The sequence below is a fragment of the Sphingobacterium multivorum genome (genome assembly GCF_900457465.1).
In the GTDB taxonomy this organism is placed as follows: Bacteria; Bacteroidota; Bacteroidia; order Sphingobacteriales; family Sphingobacteriaceae; genus Sphingobacterium; species Sphingobacterium multivorum.
In genome coordinates, this window is the sequence record NZ_UAUU01000011.1 from 276,567 (window position 1) to 296,934 (window position 20,368).

Genomic DNA, 20,368 nt, shown 5'->3' on the forward strand with positions numbered 1-20,368 from the left:
GGGTTATTTTAAAAATGTGTCTAGTTCAAAAAACCATATCGGCTGGTCATACATATTAAAATGCTTACTGTTGGTAGTGTGTAAAGTTAGCTTTTTTACATACTTATATTGTTGGGAAAGAATTTGCTGTGATTTTTCCAGCGTTTCGTATTTACTGCCTAACACGAAAATCGGTTTCTGTCCATACGCTCCACTACAGCTATATCCTGTGATAAGATTCATCGGTGTTCCTTTTCCATTGATGTTGACCTGAAAATCATATTTTTTTTGTGTATATGCCGATCCGTATATCATAAGTAAAAGTATTGAAATACCGAGTTTGATGAAATAACATATATAGTTCCGTAAATCTTTATTGATACGAAGAACAATAGTTTTCATAAGAATTGAACATAAAACCAGTAATTAGGGTTGCCTAGAATATTCTGCGTATTAGATGTTATGAATTACAGATTATTACATAAAAGAGTGAAAAAAGTTAAAAATCGTGCATAGGGAAAGGTAGAGTTGCGTAAAATGTTGTTTTCTCGTAGTAACAATGTGGTAATTCGAATGGTGTAGTGCTGTAAGAAAATTGATTTTTTGATAGGGAGAATAGCTGGTAAACCAGATTGAATGGGGATGTGTTGGCAGCCCAGCCAGCTGGGGCTTTGAATCCAGCCATAAAGCAAAAAGCCCTTCATTTCTGAAAGGCTTTTTCTGCGGAGAGTGAGGGATTCGAACCCCCGAACCTGTGACAGTTAACGGTTTTCAAGACCGCCGCATTCGACCACTCTGCCAACTCTCCGCGACAAAAGTAGAAATTTCGAATAGATTTACAAAACTTATTTTCTATAGATAGTCTTAGGGTTTGAAAATGAGCTGGATTGTTTTTAAAAAAGGCTATACAGGGATAATCTCATGGCAGTGTTTCCTGATGTTGGCCGCAATTTTGTCGATCGGTAAATCGTCTTGGTCGATACCAAATGGCTCTTCAATGGACTCGCCAATTAATTCGAGAGATGCTAAAACATATAAAATAAATGGTACAGCAATCACAACAAAGTAACCGATGGAGAAAACGTAACCTACTGGAAGGGTCATGGTATAGAAGATAATGAACTTCTTGATAAATGCACTATATGCCAATGGTATTGGCGTATTTTTAATACGTTCACAAGCTCCACAAACATGTGTCATAGTAGTAATTTCCTCATTAAGGATAATAAGCTGATCGCCACTTATAGTTCCTTCTTTATATAGATCATTGATTTTGTGGAAGATCATGGTAGAAACTTGATTGGGGCCATGTTTTTTATTATCCAAAGCTTTTAACTCAGGGTGTTCGTTTTCGTCGAGCATAAACTTGGTGTAATCCGATCTTAAAAAATCGTATAGTGTCTCTGCGAATAGGGGGATTGCCTTTCTAAAAAAGCTACGGTTCACTTTGTCATCTACATCCAGCATGGCATTTAGTTTGTACGAAAAGGCTCTACTTATATTGGTCAATGTACCCCATTGCTTTCGGGCTTCCCACCAACGATCATAGGCTGTGTTTGTTCGGAATACCAGTAAAAGCGATATAACAAAACCGAGAAGATTGTGGACAATCGTTATGTTTTTGACCCAGCTCTTTTCATTTAATTTGAGGTATTCCAATTCAAGAAAGGCAATTATCCAGGAATAAAAAGCGATTAAAACAAGAAATGGCAGTAACTTTTTGAAGGTATCTGATTTATGCAACTTGAAAGTTGCCGAAAGCCAGTCTTTGGGGTTGTACACGATCATACACAAAAATATAAATTGTTGTGAAAATTTTGCGAGTTAATTGCTATTGCCGTAACTTCATCGTGCCATGGCACAACAGCGATTAAAAAGAAAGAAAACAAGCACAAAAGGAAGTCAAGCCCGAGGAACAAAGTGGATCTGGATGATAGCAGGAATGCTGGTGTTTTTCCTCTGTCTTGTAATGTGGCATTATCGAGCTGGAATTATATACTATTTTCGTGTGGCTACCTCCAAAGACAAGTCTCTGACGAAGGAGGCTAAATACGATATTCGAAATATTGAGATTATGAGCAAGCACGATGATAAGGTGTTTGGTATAGACGTGTCTACCTACCAGGAAGAAATAGATTGGCAAAAGGTAAGCACAATCAATGATCATTTTCCGATAGATTTTGTGTTTATCAGGGCGACAATGGGTGAGAAAGGAATGGATAATAAGTTTAGTCGAAATTGGAGCAAAACGGCAAATAGGGCGGTTTTGAGAGGGGCTTATCATTATTTTAGACCCAATGAAAACTCGGTAAAGCAAGCGAAGAATTTTATTCGAAAAGTTAAATTACAGCCTGGCGATCTTCCACCGGTCTTGGATATTGAGGAGCATCCAAAACAACAATCTATGGATAGCTTGAAAGTTGGGCTAAAACGTTGGCTTGAAGAAGTCGAAGCTCACTACAAAGTAAAGCCCATTCTTTACTCCGGAGATAAGTTTTATAGTGATTTTTTGGAAAAGGAGTTTGCCGCTTATACGCTATGGATTGCAAATTACAACTTTTGGGTTGAGAACCCCAAGGAGCATTGGGCTTTCTGGCAATTTTCTGAAAAAGGCTCTGTCAGAGGCATTCAGGGCAATGTGGACTTAAATATATACAATGGTAAAATTGAGGAATTGGAAAAGCTGCTTATTCCTTTTAAATAGTCAAATATATGCGTAGCGTTTTTATCACATTATGTGGGGTCTGTTTTGCACTGTTCAATGGTCAAGTGCAATTGCATGCAGCATCGAAGAACCATCAGGCCGAGATGTCGCAGCCCGCTTCAGATTTACCACGATTAACATTGAAGGAATTTAAAAAAATGCGCCGTGAAACAGCTATTCAAGTTCTTGATACGCGGCCTGGCGATATATTCCTGCAAGGATTTGTGCCGAAATCAATAAATATAGGCTTTAAAGGTCCTTTTGATCACTTTTTGGCACAAGTGTTTCCCGATAAAGCGCAAAAAATTTTATTGATTACAGAAATAGATAGTCAGGATACGGTTTACAACCATTTATTAAAATTGGGTTATACTCATGTTATTGGAGTTTTGGATGGTGGCATCGAAACTTGGAAAAGTAACGAAGATGTAGTCTCATTGAGCAATATTAGTGCAGGAGAATTTAGGAAAAGATCAGGTCAAGGTCATATTGTGGATGTAAGAACAAATAAAGAATTTGGTAATGGACATATTGACAATGCAATGAATATTCCATTAACAGATTTCGTTAATTTTGGTTCTACACTTAAAAAAGACAATAAACAACTGTATGTACACTGTCAATCAGGATATAGGAGTGCAGTGGCTGTATCTATTTTAAGTGCTAAAGGATTTAAACATATATGCAATATCCAAGGTGGGTATAAGGCATTGCAAGAAGAAGTAAAGGAGAATCAATAATGGCTACTTTTGACCAGATTATTCAATCAAATTCGCTGGTTTTGGTGGATTTTTTTGCGACGTGGTGCGGTCCATGCCAGACTATGGCGCCGATTTTACAGGATGTAAAGGAATTTTATCAGGAAGATCTATCCATCATTAAAATTGATGTAGATAAAAATCCCAAAATTGCTTCGATTTATAAGGTAAGTGGCGTGCCTACTTTTGTGCTGTTCAAAAATGGACAGCAAATATGGCGACAAAGCGGCATGATTCCCAAGATGGAATTACATAAATTGATCGATCAGGCAAAGTAAAAAATAAGGCGTCCAATTTGATTGAACGCCTTATTTTTTTAATGATACTCTGGTGTTTTAATAGGTAGTGTTATATCGCACTAAAATATTAAAATTCATCGTCATCATCGAAGTCATCCAATCCTCCAATCGAGTCGATTTCAGGTAAATCGAAATCATCATCGAAATCATCATCATCGTCATCAGGACCGTTGAAAGATGCGAATTTTACTTCTTCAAGATCTTCGTTAGCTAAAGTTGCCGTGTTCATAAAATAATACTTTATTGTTTCTTATTCAATGTTGTAAAATTAGAGAAGAAAACTATTTTTTAAAACTTTTTTTCAAAAAATTATTAAGCTTTATTTTTCTGTTAATCAATATGTTGAATTGTATTTTGAAAATAAAAATTTATTTTATTTTATTTATTCATTTGTTTCGCCAATTGCATTGTCCTCGGTAACGATATCTTTTAATTGTGGGAGATCTCTCACACCATTGATTCCGAAGTGATCCATGAACTGTTGGCTTGTTGCATAAAGTAATGGTTTTCCGATACTATCTGCTTTTCCCGCAATTTTGATTAACTTCTTTTCCAGTAAACGTTGAATAGCGTAATCACAGCTGACACCTCTAATCTGCTCCACTTCTAATTTTGTTATCGGTTGTCTGTAAGCAATGATGGCGAGTGTTTCTAGCGCTGATTGACTTAATTTTCGCTTGTTATTATGATTTTGGAGCTGTTGTATCGATTCATGATAAACAGCTTTTGTCAAAAATTGATAGGCGTTGTTGATGTAACGTAATTCGAGTACATAATCTTCATCCTGGTACTTCGTTTCAATTTTTTTAATCAAGTCACGTAGCTCGTCTCTGGATACTTCGATGGCTAATGCTTCCTGCAAAATCTGTTTGATGTCGGCAAGATCTATTCCTTCCGCAGAAGCAAATATAATTGCTTCAATATTTCTTATGACGTCTTTCAATGTATCGTATTAATAGTTAATGACCTGTTCGACCATATGGGCTGGTAGCTCACGGAACTCGTACTTTTGTGTTCGTAGTTGTGGACTGAATCCAGCTTCCAAAATAGCTTCCTGTATTGATTTAGATGTGAATCTATGGGGTGCCCCTGCCGCAGAGACGACATTTTCTTCGATCATGATAGAACCAAAGTCATTTGCTCCGGCATGCAGACACAATTGAGCAGTACGTTTTCCGACAGTGAGCCAGGATGCTTGTATGTTTTTGATATTAGGAAGCATAATGCGACTCAAAGCAATCATGCGGATATATTCTTCACTTGTTACGTTATTGGTAATACCGCGAAGTCTTTTCAATAAGGTGCCATCGTCCTGGAAAGGCCAAGGGATGAATGCTATAAAACCATGGGATTCCTGCGGTTTTTCATCCTGTACTTCGCGAATCCACACCAAATGTTCAAAACGCTCTTCTATTGTTTCGATATGACCAAACATCATGGTGGCAGAAGTTGGTAGATTAATTTTATGGGCTGCCCGCATAACATCTAGCCATTCTTTACCACCGCATTTTCCCTTTGATATAAGACGTCTTACGCGATCATTGAGAATTTCAGCTCCGGCTCCAGGTAGAGAGTCGAGTCCAGCTTCTTTCAATTGTCTCAAAACTTCAATATGACTCATGTTCTCCAACTTGGAAATATGCGCAATTTCAGGCGGGCCGAGTGAATGTAGTTTTAGCGTAGGGTAAAGCTCTTTTAATTGCTTATAAAGGTTTTTGTAAAACTCAATACCCAAATCCGGGTGATGGCCACCTTGCAGCAGCAGTTGATCACCACCGTACTTAAAAGTTTCCTCTATCTTTTGCTTGTAGCTTTCGATATCGGTGATGTAACTATCTTCATGACCGGGACGGCGGAAAAAGTTGCAAAATTTGCAATTTGCAATACACACATTGGTGGTATTGACATTTCTGTCGATCTGCCAGGTTACTTTACCATGTGGCACTTGTATTTTACGCAATTCATTGGCTACGAAAGTCAAATCAGCTGTAGGTGCGTTTTGATATAAAAAAACACCCTCTTCCTTGGATAGGAACTCAAATCGGAGCGCCCGTTCTAATAAATTACTTACATTCATCAACAACAAATATAAGGAGCTTTTAGCTTATTTGGACCTATTTGTAGAATATTTGACAAAGCACATTGAATTTTGGGAAAGGTTTTCTGTAGCGAAAACAAAAGGATGTGCTTGTGTAACAATAGTATTGCAATTCGGCTTAGTGTATAAAATACAATAACTTGATTTATAGCACTTTGTGAATTAATTGAGATTTTTCCTTTTTTTTTACATTTATTATTCTTTACATTTATTTAACAGATTTTAACATTTCTGGAAAATAACCAAATTAAGTGAAAAATGAATAACCAAGGGGAATGAACCTGTCAACGATATCGCATTGTTGTCGTCAGACCTAAAAAAAATGACCAAGAACTTAAATAAACCAATATCAGCTAAAACAACTAAAGAATAAACATAAATTTTTTAAACCACCTATTTAGTAAAATTATGATGAAAAAAACGGACAAAAATTGCTGTTTTGATCTCATATTGGGCCAAAAGTTCAATAAGAGGTTTCTGCTTATGAGTTCTCTTCTCATTGGGGGAGGAATGACCACTCATGGATTTGCCAGTGGATTAGTTAGCCATGGCAAAGTTGAAGTCGTTTCATTAATGAAAACAAAGCGTGTACAACAGACGCCTATCAAGGGGATTGTGAAGGATGCTGCTACAGGTCAAGGTATTACAGGCGTTTCTGTTAAAGTAAAGGGAAGTAGTACCGGGACGTCGACCGACGAGAATGGTGCATTTACTATTCAAAGTAAAGTAGGTGATGTGTTGATTATCAGTTACATTGGGTACAAAAGCACTGAGATTACTGTTTCTTCGAAAGCTGATCTTTCAATTTCGTTAAGCAGTTCAGAAGACGCCTTGGAAGAGGTCGTTGTGACAGGTTATTCGGCACAACGTAAGAAAGATTTAACTGGTGCTGTTGCCGTTGTCAATGTGAAGGAATTGAAGACTACCCCGGCTGCGAGTGCTGTTGAGGCATTGCAAGGGCGAGCAACAGGGGTTCAGATCGTCGTGGACGGAGCGCCTGGTTCTACACCACAGATTAAAATTCGTGGCTATAGTACGATCAACAACAACGAGCCGCTTTACATTATTGATGGAGTGCCTTATGAAGGAAAGTTAAGCTGGCTGAATCAAAATGATATTGAGACGATGCAGGTCTTAAAAGATGCATCAGCAGCATCAATTTACGGTTCACGTGCAAATAATGGTGTTGTCATCATTACCACAAAAATCGGTAAAAGTGGGAAACCTCAATTTAACCTTGACTCTTATTATGGTGTGCAGGTTCCAAACAGCGGGCGTTTCCCAAAAATGTTGTCTCCGCAACAGACGTTGGATATTGAAAACAGATTGGACGGCACAAACAATGTGATGCCTGATTACCTTATCGCTGGGCCTAAAGTGGGCGGAAAAGATGTGATTACAGCTGCAGATGTGGATATGTCAAAATATAAGTATGATGCAAGTAGCCGAAGCGATTTTTATCAAATCACCAAAGCCAATAAGGCAGGAACCAACTGGTTTGATGCTTTATCCCAAAATGCACCTACTCAGTCGCACCAACTTAGCGTTTTAGGAGGAGGTGAAGATGCTTCCTATGCGATTTCTGGAGGGTATCTGAAACAAAAAGGAACGATTATTAATACCGGTTTTGAAAAATATAATCTTCGTTCAAACACACGCTTCTCTGCATTTAATAATAAATTACGTTTTGGCGAAAATATGCAATACAGTTTTACGGAGGGATTTGGTATGGGGGTAAATACCAATACTGCTGGGGACTATATCGGTGAAGGTAGTGCTTTGGGTTTTGCGTATCGTATTCATAACATCATTCCTGTTTATGATGAAGGCGGAAATTTTGCAGGATCTGTTGGCGGACAGTATGGTAACGGAGAAAACCCTGTCGCTATCGCCTATCGTGCCAAGGATAATAAAAATAAGAGCAATATGTTTTTCGGGAATGTCTTTGGAGAATTTGATATTGTCTCAGGATTAACCTTCCGTAGCAGTTTTGGTATGAAGTATGAAAACTACAATGGTGTATCTTATACCTATCCAAACCCTGAGTTTACAGAAGGAAGTTTTAACAACGGAATTAATGAATTTTTTGGACTGAATAAAGAATGGACTTGGACAAATACTTTAAACTATAAAAAAACATTTAATGAGGCGCATACGTTGAGCATTCTCGCTGGTACGGAAGCTATTCAGAATAGAAATAGGCAAATAAGAGGAAAAGGAAATGGCTTTTTCACGATGTCATCACTTGATTACCTTTATTTAGATGCCGCTTCAACCGGTCGCGTCAGTGAAGGTAGCGGTTCTGTAGGCTCCTTATTTTCGGTGTTTGGAAAGGTCGATTATTCCTACAAAGATCGGTACATCTTAAGTGCAACAGTGCGTCGTGACGGTTCTTCGAATTTTGGGCCGAACAATAAATATGGAACGTTCCCTGGTGCGAGTGCTGCCTGGCGTTTGTCGGAGGAAGAATTCATGAAAGGTGTTTCATGGCTCTCGGACCTAAAAATCAGAGCGGGTTATGGTGTGACGGGTAATCAACGTATTCCAGCCAATCAATATCTGAATCGTTATCAGGTCGCTATTAATTCGTCTTCATATCCTATTGACGGAAGCTTGACTTCCGGTATGTGGCACAATGCCTACAGTAATCCAGACGTGAAATGGGAACAAGTCTCTGCATTAAACCTCGGGGTGGATTTTACCCTAGCGCAGGGTGATTTTGATGGATCTTTCGATTGGTACAATAAAAAGACGAAAGACATGCTGTACCTATTACCTTTACCTGCTGTTGCCGCAGGCCGTGCCGAATCGCCTTATGTAAATATTGGTGATATGCAAAATAAAGGTATCGAGTTTTCTTTGAATTATCATTATGGTCGGCGTCAGGAAAGTGCATTTAAGTTGGATCTGTCTGCTACTATTTCACGCAACGTGAATAAGATTGTTTCTTTGGCACCATCAGTAACCCAACAAGTGTACGGTAGTTTCAGAAGTATGGAGACCTCCATCCTAAAACCTGGAGAACCTCTTGGTGCTTTCTACGGCTATAAAGTAATTGGTATTTATTCGGAAGCGGATATGAACAATGCGAGTGTCGCTAAATATGAGGATGGTAAGTCCAGAGCTGGCGGACTTAAATTTGAGGATGTCAACGGGGACGGGAAAATTGATGCGAGTGACCGTACCGTTATAGGTAGTCCACATCCTGATTTTGTGTATTCATTCAATATCAATGCGGCTTATAAAAACTTTGATTTTATGGCCTACTTCTATGGCTCAAAGGGTAATCAAAACTATGAAGCAACGCGATACTTCACAGATTTTGGCGTGTTTAGAGGTCAAAAAAGTACGCGCGTATTGGATGAATGGAGTCCAACGAATAGCGGTAGCATGATCCCTTCTCAAGTGAGAAATGCTTCACCTTATGAATATGCTTCTTCGAGCTATTATGTACAGGATGCAAGTTTCTTGAAATTGAAAAACCTTCAAGTTGGCTATAACTTCGATACCAATCGGGTTTTTGGTAATAATACCGGTATCAAGAAACTCCGTGCTTATGTGGGGGTAACAAATCTGTTTACGATTACTAAATATGAAGGGCTTGACCCAGAGGTTACGGCTACTCCATCGACTTACCCAGCCTTGGGTGTAGACTTTGGTGTGTATCCACAGGCTCGTCAATATATGTTGGGTGTTAGTCTAGGATTTTAAGGGTTTAGTGATTTAAGTTAAAATTTGATTGAAATGAAAAAAAGAAATATAATTACAGTTTTAGGTATATCATTGACTTTATTAGCCTCTTGTGGAAAATCTTTTTTGGAGCGTGATCCACAAGCTGAATTGCCTGAGTCTCAGATTGTAAATTCAAAAGGTATTGAGGCCTCCCTTATCGGGGCGTATGGTATATTAAACGGCAACGTCAACGGTACCTGGGGAAATTATTCTTCGGCGCCTAGCCAATGGTTGTTTGGTGAAGTTGCTGGAGATAATGCACATAAAGGATCTGAGGCAACCGATCAACCGAACATGAATATGATCGAATTTCATACGCCAAATAGTTCGAACGATAACCTGAGTCAGATGTGGGAAGTTTATTATGAGGGCGTATTAAGGGCAAATAATACGTTGCGCATTCTGAAAGCCGACCAAGCAGGTGGAAAAACGGTAACGGCTGCACGTGCGAAGGAAATAGAAGGTGAGGCCAGAGTACTACGTGCGCACTATTATTTTTATTTATGGCGTGTTTTCAAAAATCTAGCGTATGTTGATGAGAATACAACGGATGATGAAGCTAAAACGAAACCGAATAAGGATGATGTACTTCCGAAGATTATTGACGATTTGGAAAGCCCGGAATAGCTAATTTGCCAGCAACAAAAATCAATAGCCAGGCCGGACGTATGGATCAGAATATCGCTAAGGCATATTTGGTAAAGTTTATCTCTACCAGAAAAAATATGCTGATGCATTGGCCTTGTTTAAAGACGTTATCGGTGCAAAGGATCTTCGTACGATGCCGTACCAAAATAACTTTGACGTACTTACAAAAGATGGCCCAGAGGCATTACTGGTATCTAAACATGTGATTAACCCAGATGGATCTGGCGACAATGCCAATGTTGGAGATATGTTGTCTGGATTAAACGGAAGTAATCCTGTAGGTTGTTGTGGTTTCTATCAACCGACCATTGATTTGGTCAATGCGTATAAAGTTGATGCAAATGGCTTACCATTGTTGGACGGTTCTTATCGCAATAATCCATATAAATCAGATTTCGGTTTGTCTGATGAGGCAAAGAAAACATACAAACTTGATGTGACGCTTCGTTTTGATCCACGGTTGGACTATACGGTTGGTCGTAGAGGTGTAAATTTCTATGATTATGGTGTCATGCCAGGCGATGCATGGATTCGTGAGGTGAGCTCGGAGGACCATTTGTTGGTATAAAAACAATGATTCCGAAGAGTCTGCATGCGACACATACGGCGTCAGGAGCGGCATATATTACTGACTTGGATGTTAATATTATTCGTTTAGCTGATGTTGTTTTAATGGCAGCGGAATGTCAAGTTGAATTGGGCGACTTAGGTGCAGCGATGAATCTCGTAAATGCAGTTCGTGAACGTGCGGCAAAATTACCTCCAAAAACGACTGGCGATAATGTTGCGGCGGCAGTATATGTTGTTAAACCCTATACTTCTTTCCCAGACCAAAATTATGCGCGCAAAGCTGTTCGTTTTGAACGTCGTTTAGAATTAGCGATGGAAGGACATCGTTTCTATGACCTCGTGCGTTGGGGTGAGGCGAAAACTGTATTGGAAAGCTACGCAACGTTTGAAGGTGGTTTTATGTCACGTTATAAAGGCTTAAACTATAAACCACAAAATGATTACTTCCCAATTCCACAATCGCAGATTGACAGAAGTGGTGGAGCTCTGACACAAAATCAAGGATATTAATTTTTGATAGTTTTAAAAAGGAAAGGGGGAGGCGTTGTCTTCCCCTTTCCTTTTTAAGGATTTGTATCTGAATTTTGGCAATAGACGAAAGGGAGTTCATGCAGTTTTTTGTATGTTTGAACTGATGAAAAAAATTTTAAGTGCATTATTGCTGCTTTGGTTTCTGCCCGCTGCTACTTTTGTAGCGAAGGCTCAGAGCTTTGAGGATGTTTATCAGCTATTTCAAGAATCTAAAATATTAAATGATCATTTTGTTGGTTTTTCTTTATACGACCTCAATGCCAATAAATATGTCATGGATATAAACGGCAATAAGCATTTTACGCCGGCTTCCAATACGAAAATGTATACCACCTATGCCGCACTGGCACTGTTGGGCGATTCAATACCTGGTTTGGAGTATGTGGAACGCGGAGACTCGTTGCTTATCTGGGGGACTGGTGATCCGACCTTTCTGCATAATCGTTTAGATACCCGGGTAGTATACAACTTTTTGAAAAATACGAATAAACGCATTTTTGTCGTGCCAGGAACAATGAAGAATAAGTTCTTTGCGCATGGTTGGGCTATGGAAGATTTTGAGGCTTACTATCAACCTGAAATCAGTACATTTCCTATTTATGGCAATGTGGTCACTTTTCGACAAAAAGGTTATAATTATCTATCGACCTCTCCAGCAAGTTTTCAAAATTCACTGGATTTTTTGCCGGAACCTAAGGTCGGTGATTTTGAACTTTCCCGCTCATTTCATGCAAATTCCTTTTGGATGTCCAAACGTCCCGTTCCGAGCGGTTATGTCAATGAAGTTCCATTTATCTATTCTGATAGCTTATTTATTAAATTATTGGCGGACAGTCTAGGTAAATCCGTCACCTTACTATCTTACCAAAAACCAAGCAATACCAAGATACTCTATTCCGGCAGTACCAAAAATTTAATCCGTGAAATGATGTTGCCAAGTGATAATTTTATTGCTGAACAGTTTTTGATGATGTGTTCGTGGAAACAATTCAGTCAATTTGATACTTACTTGGTACGGGACTGGATGAAGAATAACGTTTATAAATACTTTTCAGCTGAGGTCGCCTTATTTGATGGATCGGGTCTGTCGTCCTATAACAAGGTGACTCCGCAGAATAATGTAGATCTATTGGTCCTCTTGAAAAATAAGTTGCCGGATGAGCAAGAGCGTTTCCGTCTTTTTCCGGCTGGAGGTGTCGATGGCACCCTAAAACGTACCTATAGCAAAGATCTCGGTGAACCGTTTGTTTTTGCTAAAACGGGAACGATTACATCTGTCTATAATCAGAGCGGTTATCTGATTACGCGGACAGGAAGGCGCTTGGCATTTTCTTTTATGAACAATAATTATATAGATGATCGAGCAAGTGTAATTCGTAAAGAAATGGCTAAAATAATTACTTATATTCGTCAAACTTATTAAGCCAATTTAAATGGAAGCAATTGTAAAAAACAATAAAAAATTGATTCGTTCTTGGGCCATGTTCGATTGGGCCAATTCTGCTTACAACCTTGTTATTACTTCCACGATATTCCCTGTTTACTATACCGCAATTACGACGACAAAAGAGCATGGTGATGTTGTTCGTTTCTTTGGGATTGAAGTCGTCAATACCGCACTTTCCAATTTTTCTTTGGCCTTTGCCTATTTGCTGATGTCTTTTTCTTTGCCTTTTATTTCTTCCTACGCTGATGCAAAGGGGAAAAAGAAACAGATTATGAAATTCTTTACCTATGTTGGAGCGGTTGCATGTATGTGCTTATTTTTCTTCAAGCTTGAAACCTTGGAAATTGGTATCATATGTTTTGTTCTTGCGGCGATGGGCTATATTGGTGGTGTTTTGTTTAACAATTCTTATTTACCGCTTTTGGCAACTGTTGATCAACAAGATAAGGTGAGTGCGCAAGGTTTTGCTTATGGATATATTGGCTGTGTCACTTTACAGATTCTTTGTTTTATAGTGGTGCTTAAACCTGAATGGTTTGGTATTACAGATGCCTCACTGCCGGCTCGCATATCGTTTCTAATGGTCGGATTGTGGTGGCTTGGGTTTTCAATGATCCCTTTTAAATACCTGCCTAAAATTGATGCGACCGAGAATAACACCGGTAAGAGTTTTGTACAGAATGTACGGGATGAATTCGGCCATGTTATCCAAAAGATCAAAGGTATTCCAGAAATAAAACAGTTTTTGCCGGCTTTTTTCTTTTATGCAATTGGTGTTCAGACCTTGATGATTGTAGCCTCTTCTTTTGGAGAGAAAATTTTGCATTTAGGCGCAGAAAGGTTGATTGCAACAATTCTTCTCATCCAGCTCGTGGCTATCTTAGGTGCATTTTTAATGTCTTATTTATCTACGCTTTTTGGAAATATTAAGGTGTTGATCGTTGTGGTGATGATCTGGATCGGCATCTGTATTGCAGCATTTTATTTATCTACTCCACTTCAGTTTTATATAATTGCTGCACTGGTCGGTTTAGTTATGGGCGGGATTCAGTCCTTATCACGCTCAACCTATTCTAAGTTAATTCCGACGGATATTAAAGATACGACGGCTTTCTTCTCTTTTTATGACGTTACAGAAAAAGTTGCTATTGTCATTGGATTATTCTCATTCGGGTTTATAGAACAGGTAACACATAATATTCGATATTCGGCATTGGTTCTTTCTTTATTTTTTGTAATTGGATTGTTACTTTTGGTCCGGATATTAGTATCCAATAAATCTTAATTTTATTGATTGAATTGCATATGAAAGTAGAACTTTTTGTTCCTTGTTTTATAGATCAGCTTTACCCTGAAACCGCTTTTAATACGGTTCGTTTATTAGAAAAAGTCGGTTGCGAGGTCGTCTATAATCCTGAGCAGACATGCTGTGGCCAGCCGGCCTATAATGCTGGATTTTGGGATGATGCGAAACAGGTCGGACGGAAGTTTTTAGGTGACTTCTCGGGAGATCATGTGATTATTTCTCCTTCGGCGTCCTGTACTGGTATGGTACGACATGCTTATAATGATTTATTCGCAAATTCGGCAGATTCCCATCAATGTCATAAAATACAACAACAGGTGATGGAAATCTCTGATTTTTTAGTAAACGTGCTAAAAAAAGAGTATTTTGGAGCTGAATTGGAGGGTGTTGCGGTATACCATGATTCTTGCTCGGCTTTGCGAGAGTGCAAAATTAAAGAGGAACCACGGAAATTATTGAGTAAGGTCTTAGGTTTGGAGATGGTGGAGGTGAAAGATAGCGAGACATGTTGTGGGTTTGGGGGAAGTTTTGCCGTTAAATTCGAAGGAATATCCGCGGCAATGGCTGAGCAAAAAGTGCGCAATGCACTTGATCTGAATGCGGATTATATTATTTCCACTGATTCATCTTGTTTGCTACAGCTTCAATCTTATATCGATAAACATAAATTACCCATTCAGACGATGCACCTCGTTGATGTGTTGACCACTGGCTGGGGAAATATTTAAATAACACATTAAATCTAAACACATGAATTCAAGAAGAGATTTTCTTAAAAACCTTGCGCTAGCATCTGCTGGTATAGCATTAGCTCCCTCTTTGGAGAGTTTTGCGGCAGCAAAGAAAGATTGGTTTGACATTTCCTTGGCTGAATGGTCATTGCATAAATCCTTGTTTAAGGGAGATTTGAACAATTTGGATTTTCCAGTATTGGCTGCCAAAAAATACGGTATCTATGGGGTGGAATATGTGAATCAATTTTTTAAGGATAAGGCTAATGATAATAATTACCTTACTGAGCTAAATATGCGCGCGAAAGATAATGGTGTACGTAATGTACTCATTATGATTGATGGTGAAGGAAATCTCGGTGACGAAGATGAAACAAAGAGAAAACAAGCTGTGCAAAACCATTATAAGTGGATTTCTGCAGCTAATTTCTTAGGTTGTCATGCCATTCGTGTCAATGCGGCTGGAAAAGGAACGCCTGAGGAAGTGAGTAAGCGTGTTGTTGAAAGTTTAACAACACTATCTGATATCGGTAAAAAAGCGGGCATTAGCATAATTGTAGAAAACCATGGTGGTATCTCTTCGCATGGTGACTGGTTGGCCAATACATTAAAAGCAGTGGGTAGTAAATATTGTGGAAGTTTACCCGATCTTGGTAATTTCTATGAGTATGATCGTTACCAAGGTGTAACGGATTTAATGCCTTATGCGCATGGTGTGAGTGCCAAAACACATGATTTTGATGCCAATGGTAATGAAACGCAAATTGACTATGAGCGTATGTTGAAGATTGTTAAAAAAGCAAAATTCAAAGGTTATGTGGGGATTGAATATGAGGGAAGTAAGTTGAGTGAGGAAGAGGGTATTTTTGCTACTAAAAAATTATTGGAACGTTTGCGTCCTTTGATTTAAAATTTAACTATTCGAGTTCTTTTCTGTCAATGGAAAGAACTCGAATAGTTAAATAGGTTTTAATTGATGTGTTGCTCGGATGCAACAACTAAAAAAACTGAAGTCCATTTGTTAGAAACCTATTAAAATCTTCACTATCTTGCTTGAGTATATGAAGATGAGTGAATCACTACTTTCTTGGTGTAGAGGACCATCGGATTTTTCCATTTACTGATGGTATACTTATAAATGGAAATCGCACTACCTTATTTTGAAAAATAACGACTAAAAAAACATGAATTTTGAAAAAAATGCTGTTCTTGAAACCCACTTGCAAAAAGTAGGGGCGGAACATGTATTGGTACAAGGGCATCCAGCCGGCTTGTTCGTATTATTCTTCACAGAGATGTGGGAGCGTTTTAGCTACTATGGCATGCGGGCGCTGTTGGTGAATTTTCTAGTTTCTACCATCGCCCAACAAGGATGGGGCTGGACCAACTCCGAAGCGATGAAGCTTTACGGTTTGTACACCGGGATGGTGTTTTTAACGCCCTTGTTCGGCGGGATTATAGCCGACCGTCTTACAGGATATAAAAAATCCATTATGGTGGGGGCTGTAATTATGACTCTCGGGCATATCGCTATGGCTTTAGAGGGATTTAATAAAAGCTTTTTTTTGGCAGGGTTGGTGCTGATTGTTTTGGGAAATGGTCTGTTCAAACCCAATATTTCTTCGATGGTAGGAAAATTATATCCAGATAAAGGCGGTAAAAAGGATGCGGGGTATACCATTTTTTATATGGGTATCAATGGAGGGGCATTTTTGGGTATGATGCTATGCGGCTATATTGGTGAGAAGATCGGCTGGCATTATGGTTTTGGGCTTGCCGGAATATTTATGTTTTTGGGAATGTTGCAATTTTATTTTGCGCAGCGCATCTTTGGAAAGATTGGCAATACACCCGAGAAACAAGAAGAGCTAACCGATATTGCAGCGGGTCAAGAAGAAAATCCGCAACATATTGTGCGTGATCGTTTGCTTGTAATAGCCATTTTTATGTTGTCAAGTATTGTCTTCCATTTAGCTTTTGAACAAGCGGGTGGCTCGATGACGATCTTTGCAAAAAATTATACACAGCGGGTATTGAGTGGTGACGTGGCGGTTTTATTTAAATGGTTCGACGCTGCATTGACGGTTTTGCCGATTGTGGTAATTACTGGGGTATTGTTTGTTTTAGCGAAGAAAATCATACGCAAATACCCGATGATTATACTTTTTTCGAGCATTTCTTTTGTGATCATCTGGTCCTTGTGTCTTTGGAAGGTTTATCGGGAATATTATGGTATGAATTCGGAAGTTACTGTATCCTGGTTTCCGATGTTAAATTCTTTCTTTATCATTACGCTGGCTACATCATTTAGTAAGATCTGGGAGAAAGTATGGAATCCTTCTGGTCCAATTAAGTTTGCAATGGGACTGACACTGGTTGGAGTTGGCTTTGCGGCACTATCTATTGGAAGCTCCGAGATTCCTACCGGTGCAAGGACGGCCTCTGTTAGTATGATATGGCTGGTATTGGCATACTTTTTTCATACAGTGGGCGAATTGTGTATTGGTCCGGTTGGCCTTTCTTATGTCAGTAAACTATCGCCCAAAAAATTCCTGGGGTTATTGTTTGGTTTTTGGTTTTGTGCCAATGCCATAGCTAATTTTATAGGGGGCTTTATTGGGTCGTATATTGATAAGATTACTGAATCTCATTCGATGTCTTACTTCTTTGCTGTTTTTACAGTGATCCCTATGGTGGCTGCTGTATTTCTTATTCTAGGCAACAAAAAAATAAAAAAGATGATGCATGGAATTGATTAATTCATAGAAAAATAGTGTATCTTCAAGCGATTTTTATCAAAATAAAAACAAAACCTGAGTTATAAAACAATTATTGAAATTATATGAATCAAGAAAAAGATCAAGTTCTTGTAGCGCATCTTGCTAAGCAGGGGATCGATGACAAGATGGTAAATGGACATCCTGCCGGATTATTTGTGCTATTCTTTACAGAGATGTGGGAGCGGTTTAGCTACTACGGTATGCGGGCATTGTTGACCTTATTTTTAATAAGTTCCATTGCTGATGGAGGATGGGAATGGAGTAATGAACGGGCCATGAAACTTTACGGTTTGTATACTGGTTTCGTCTATTTGACACCATTAATCGGTGGAATGATAGCGGATAAGCTAACCGGTTTTAAAAAGGCAATTTTGATCGGTGCTTTGGTCATGACCTTGGGGCATTTGTCTATGGCATTTGAGGGCGTAAATTCAAATTTCTTTTATCTAGGTCTTGTCTTAATGATCCTAGGAAACGGGATGTTTAAACCTAATATTTCTTCCATGGTGGGAAATCTCTACCCAGATCAAAGTCCTAAAAAGGACGCTGGTTATACCATATTTTATATGGGAATCAATGCCGGATCATTTTTAGGAATGCTATTATGTGGTTACATTGGTGAGAAGATCGGTTGGCATTATGGATTCGGACTTGCTGGAGTGTTTATGTTCTTTGGTATGTTGCAATTCTATTTTGGACAAAAGATATTTGGTATCATCGGAGATTCTCCTAAAGCACTTCAGGCTTACCATGAAAAAAAGATCAAGAATCACGAAGAAGAGGAAGAGGTCATTCCAGCACATGTTGTCCGAGATAGATTGATCGTCGTCACCATATTTATGTTGGCTAGTGTAGTTTTCTTTCTGTCTTTTGAACAGGCAGGAGGATCGATGTCAATCTTTGCCAAGGACTATACGCAAAGGGTTCTGTCTGGAAGTTCGGCGGTGACATTTAAATGGATTGATACTATTTTGACCATTGTGCCTATTGTTATAGTCACAATTGTTTTAACAGCATTGGCTAGAAAGATATATAAACAATATCCATTAACGATTTTATTTACTGGTATTTCGTTTGGTATAATTTGGTGCTTAGGACTTTGGAAAGTCTTTAGAGAAATAGGAATAACTGGATCAGAAGTCGGCGCTTCATGGTTTCAGATTTTGAATGCATTTTTTATCATTTCACTGGCATCGTCATTTAGTAAATTCTGGGAAAAAATATGGAACCCGTCTGGTCCTGTTAAGTTTGCATTGGGCTTAATATTAGTAGGTATTGGATTTGCAGCATTGGCTTATGGGGCGAGTGAAATTCCCCAAGGTGCCAAGACAGCCTCGGTCAGTATGATTTGGCTTGTAATCGCCTATTTTTTCCATTCTGCAGGAGAGCTTTGTTTGTCACCTGTTGGTTTGTCTTATGTGAGTAAGCTTTCTCCAAAGAAATTTTTGGGACTTCTTTTCGGTTGTTGGTTCTGTGCTTCGGCTATTGCCAATTTTATCGGTGGATTTTTAGGGTCATACATTGATCGCATTACAGAAGAACATTCGATGTCTTACTTCTTTATGATATTTGCAATAGTTCCGGGAGTTACTGCATTGTTGTTGATCATCTTTAACCCCTTATTGAAAAAAATGATGCACGGCATCAACTAAATTGTTGTAGAACGTGAGCATATAAAAGCGGTTGGCTGATCAGTACATCGATCAACCAACCGCTTTTTATATTCTTTTATTCCTCCACTTTCAAAAGTAGTTTATCGATGCGGTGGCCATCCATATCAAGCACTTCGAAAACTAGATTTTTAAATCGGACACGTTCGCCTTCTTCGGGCACGTGATCTAATCTTAGGAACACTAGGCCTCCTACGGTAGTTACATTGTTGATCTCATCTTCGTCTTCCTCAGAAAGACCGATTTCAAATTCATCCAAAAGGTCCTCGATCTGATATTGTCCGTCGACAACATAATCGCCGTTTTCCAATTGACGTATTGTCGGTCGGGCACTTAGGTCGCTTTCTGTGATGTTACCTACCAAATCGCCAACGATATCCCGTAACGTAATAATTCCCTGTGGCGAACCATATTCATCAATGACAACCGCCTGATGTATACTGGAGGTGCGCAGGGTATTCATGATGCTATAAGATGAGCTAAATTCGTTCACAAATTTGATGGGTAACATGAGCGTTCTTAGATCAAATGGTTCGTTTTGGAGGCATTGTCGTAGTAAGGACTTTACATGAACAACACCTTTAATATTGTCGAGTCCACCTTCACAGACCGGGTAGATGGAATGATCGTTGTCCAGTATGATCTTTCTGTTTTCTTCAAAAGAATCTTCCAGATCCAAAAAAACAATGTTTTTGCGGTGAGTCATTAGGTTGACCGCCTTTTTGTCTCCTAAACTCAATAGACGGTCGACGATATCGTGCTCAATACCTTCGATGACACCACTGTCGACACCTTCGTCTACTAGCGCCTTAATTTCTTCTTCCGTGACACTATTGCCGCTACTCTTGATATTGAGTATTTTGACAATAAACTCTGTCGACATACTGAGTAGCCATACAAATGGTCGTACGATTTTGCTGAGCAGGTTCATCGGGTAAGCGATTAGCATGGCATACTTCTCCGGAATAGCCATACCGATACGTTTGGGGACTAATTCACCAAGCACCAACGAAAAGTAGGTGATGATAAAGACGACAATGATTACAGCGAGCTGTTCGCTATAGGGGGCTATAATACTACATTTATTAAATATGCCGACTAGATATGTGGAAATA

The 20,368-nt window shown here is 39.0% G+C and carries 19 protein-coding genes and 1 tRNA gene; 13 read left to right on the top strand and 7 right to left on the bottom strand.

The genetic code is table 11. From position 1 onward, the window contains the following. Nucleotides 1–3: 3 nt before the first annotated feature. The 3 genes from DTA23_RS18145 to DTA23_RS18155 form a co-directional block, all read right to left on the bottom strand. The gene (locus DTA23_RS18145) at nt 4–381 is read right to left on the bottom strand and encodes a hypothetical protein (protein WP_112375586.1); all 378 of its coding nucleotides are present in this window, start codon (nt 379–381) and stop codon (nt 4–6) included. A gap of 321 nt (nt 382–702) precedes the next feature. Next, a tRNA-Ser gene (locus DTA23_RS18150) sits at nt 703–787 on the bottom strand. 95 nt (nt 788–882) lie between these two features. After that, nucleotides 883–1,767, bottom strand: coding sequence for a bestrophin family protein (locus DTA23_RS18155; RefSeq protein ID WP_112375587.1), 885 nt, complete (start codon nt 1,765–1,767; stop codon nt 883–885). Between the two features lie 67 nt (nt 1,768–1,834). Here DTA23_RS18155 and DTA23_RS18160 point away from each other — a divergent pair, with 67 nt between their 5' ends. From DTA23_RS18160 to trxA, 3 genes are read left to right on the top strand one after another with little or no spacing between them, the layout of a single operon-like run. Further along, the gene (locus DTA23_RS18160) at nt 1,835–2,683 is read left to right on the top strand and encodes a glycoside hydrolase family 25 protein (RefSeq protein WP_070566122.1); all 849 of its coding nucleotides are present in this window, start codon (nt 1,835–1,837) and stop codon (nt 2,681–2,683) included. Between the two features lie 8 nt (nt 2,684–2,691). Next, entirely contained in the window at nt 2,692–3,423 is a 732-nt protein-coding gene (locus DTA23_RS18165) for a rhodanese-like domain-containing protein (protein WP_112375588.1), read from the top strand. Then, complete coding sequence (gene trxA, locus DTA23_RS18170; protein WP_046672371.1) at nt 3,423–3,719, top strand: thioredoxin; 297 nt, start codon at nt 3,423–3,425, stop codon at nt 3,717–3,719. Before DTA23_RS18165 ends, trxA begins: the two co-directional genes overlap by 1 nt. Nucleotides 3,720–3,807: 88 nt before the next feature. On the opposite strand, the gene DTA23_RS27200 is transcribed toward trxA, so the two are convergent. The 3 genes from DTA23_RS27200 to mqnC all read right to left on the bottom strand — a co-directional run bounded on the left by DTA23_RS27200 (nt 3,808) and on the right by mqnC (nt 5,817). Further along, nucleotides 3,808–3,969, bottom strand: coding sequence for a hypothetical protein (locus DTA23_RS27200; protein WP_167450446.1), 162 nt, complete (start codon nt 3,967–3,969; stop codon nt 3,808–3,810). A gap of 153 nt (nt 3,970–4,122) precedes the next feature. Beyond that, complete coding sequence (gene scpB, locus DTA23_RS18175; RefSeq protein ID WP_046672370.1) at nt 4,123–4,683, bottom strand: SMC-Scp complex subunit ScpB; 561 nt, start codon at nt 4,681–4,683, stop codon at nt 4,123–4,125. A 9-nt stretch (nt 4,684–4,692) separates the two neighbouring features. Then, on the bottom strand, nt 4,693–5,817 hold the full coding sequence (gene mqnC, locus DTA23_RS18180) for a cyclic dehypoxanthinyl futalosine synthase (RefSeq protein WP_070566118.1): 1,125 nt from the start codon (nt 5,815–5,817) through the stop codon (nt 4,693–4,695). A gap of 429 nt (nt 5,818–6,246) precedes the next feature. Between mqnC and DTA23_RS18185 the strand changes: the two genes are divergently transcribed. The 10 genes from DTA23_RS18185 to DTA23_RS18220 all read left to right on the top strand — a co-directional run bounded on the left by DTA23_RS18185 (nt 6,247) and on the right by DTA23_RS18220 (nt 19,235). Continuing rightward, nucleotides 6,247–9,549 (top strand): SusC/RagA family TonB-linked outer membrane protein, encoded by a 3,303-nt coding sequence (locus DTA23_RS18185; RefSeq protein ID WP_239468750.1) that lies wholly within the window; start codon nt 6,247–6,249, stop codon nt 9,547–9,549. Nucleotides 9,550–9,582: 33 nt separating this feature from the next. Further along, a complete protein-coding gene (locus DTA23_RS29395) occupies nt 9,583–10,197 on the top strand; it encodes a RagB/SusD family nutrient uptake outer membrane protein (protein WP_256604257.1) in 615 nt (204 codons plus the stop codon). 109 nt (nt 10,198–10,306) lie between these two features. After that, nucleotides 10,307–10,786 (top strand): hypothetical protein, encoded by a 480-nt coding sequence (locus DTA23_RS29400; protein ID WP_256604259.1) that lies wholly within the window; start codon nt 10,307–10,309, stop codon nt 10,784–10,786. Nucleotides 10,787–10,791: 5 nt separating this feature from the next. Further along, nucleotides 10,792–11,298 carry a RagB/SusD family nutrient uptake outer membrane protein gene (locus DTA23_RS29405; RefSeq protein ID WP_256604261.1) on the top strand — a complete coding sequence of 169 codons (507 nt, stop codon included), beginning with the start codon at nt 10,792–10,794 and terminating at the stop codon, nt 11,296–11,298. Between the two features lie 124 nt (nt 11,299–11,422). Next, complete coding sequence (locus tag DTA23_RS18195; RefSeq protein WP_239468749.1) at nt 11,423–12,742, top strand: D-alanyl-D-alanine carboxypeptidase; 1,320 nt, start codon at nt 11,423–11,425, stop codon at nt 12,740–12,742. 10 nt (nt 12,743–12,752) lie between these two features. After that, on the top strand, nt 12,753–14,051 hold the full coding sequence (locus DTA23_RS18200; RefSeq protein WP_046672366.1) for an MFS transporter: 1,299 nt from the start codon (nt 12,753–12,755) through the stop codon (nt 14,049–14,051). A 20-nt stretch (nt 14,052–14,071) separates the two neighbouring features. Continuing rightward, nucleotides 14,072–14,800: a (Fe-S)-binding protein gene (locus DTA23_RS18205; RefSeq protein WP_070566110.1), complete on the top strand. Its 729-nt coding sequence runs from the start codon at nt 14,072–14,074 to the stop codon at nt 14,798–14,800. Between the two features lie 22 nt (nt 14,801–14,822). Beyond that, the gene (locus DTA23_RS18210) at nt 14,823–15,713 is read left to right on the top strand and encodes a TIM barrel protein (protein WP_046672364.1); all 891 of its coding nucleotides are present in this window, start codon (nt 14,823–14,825) and stop codon (nt 15,711–15,713) included. Between the two features lie 274 nt (nt 15,714–15,987). Next, nucleotides 15,988–17,562: a peptide MFS transporter gene (locus DTA23_RS18215; protein ID WP_112375590.1), complete on the top strand. Its 1,575-nt coding sequence runs from the start codon at nt 15,988–15,990 to the stop codon at nt 17,560–17,562. An 83-nt stretch (nt 17,563–17,645) separates the two neighbouring features. Next, a complete protein-coding gene (locus DTA23_RS18220) occupies nt 17,646–19,235 on the top strand; it encodes a peptide MFS transporter (RefSeq protein ID WP_046671780.1) in 1,590 nt (529 codons plus the stop codon). Between the two features lie 76 nt (nt 19,236–19,311). Here the strand turns inward: DTA23_RS18220 and DTA23_RS18225 are convergent, their stop codons facing one another. Next, nucleotides 19,312–20,367, bottom strand: coding sequence for a hemolysin family protein (locus DTA23_RS18225; RefSeq protein WP_370445159.1), 1,056 nt, complete (start codon nt 20,365–20,367; stop codon nt 19,312–19,314). Nucleotide 20,368: the final 1 nt, after the last annotated feature.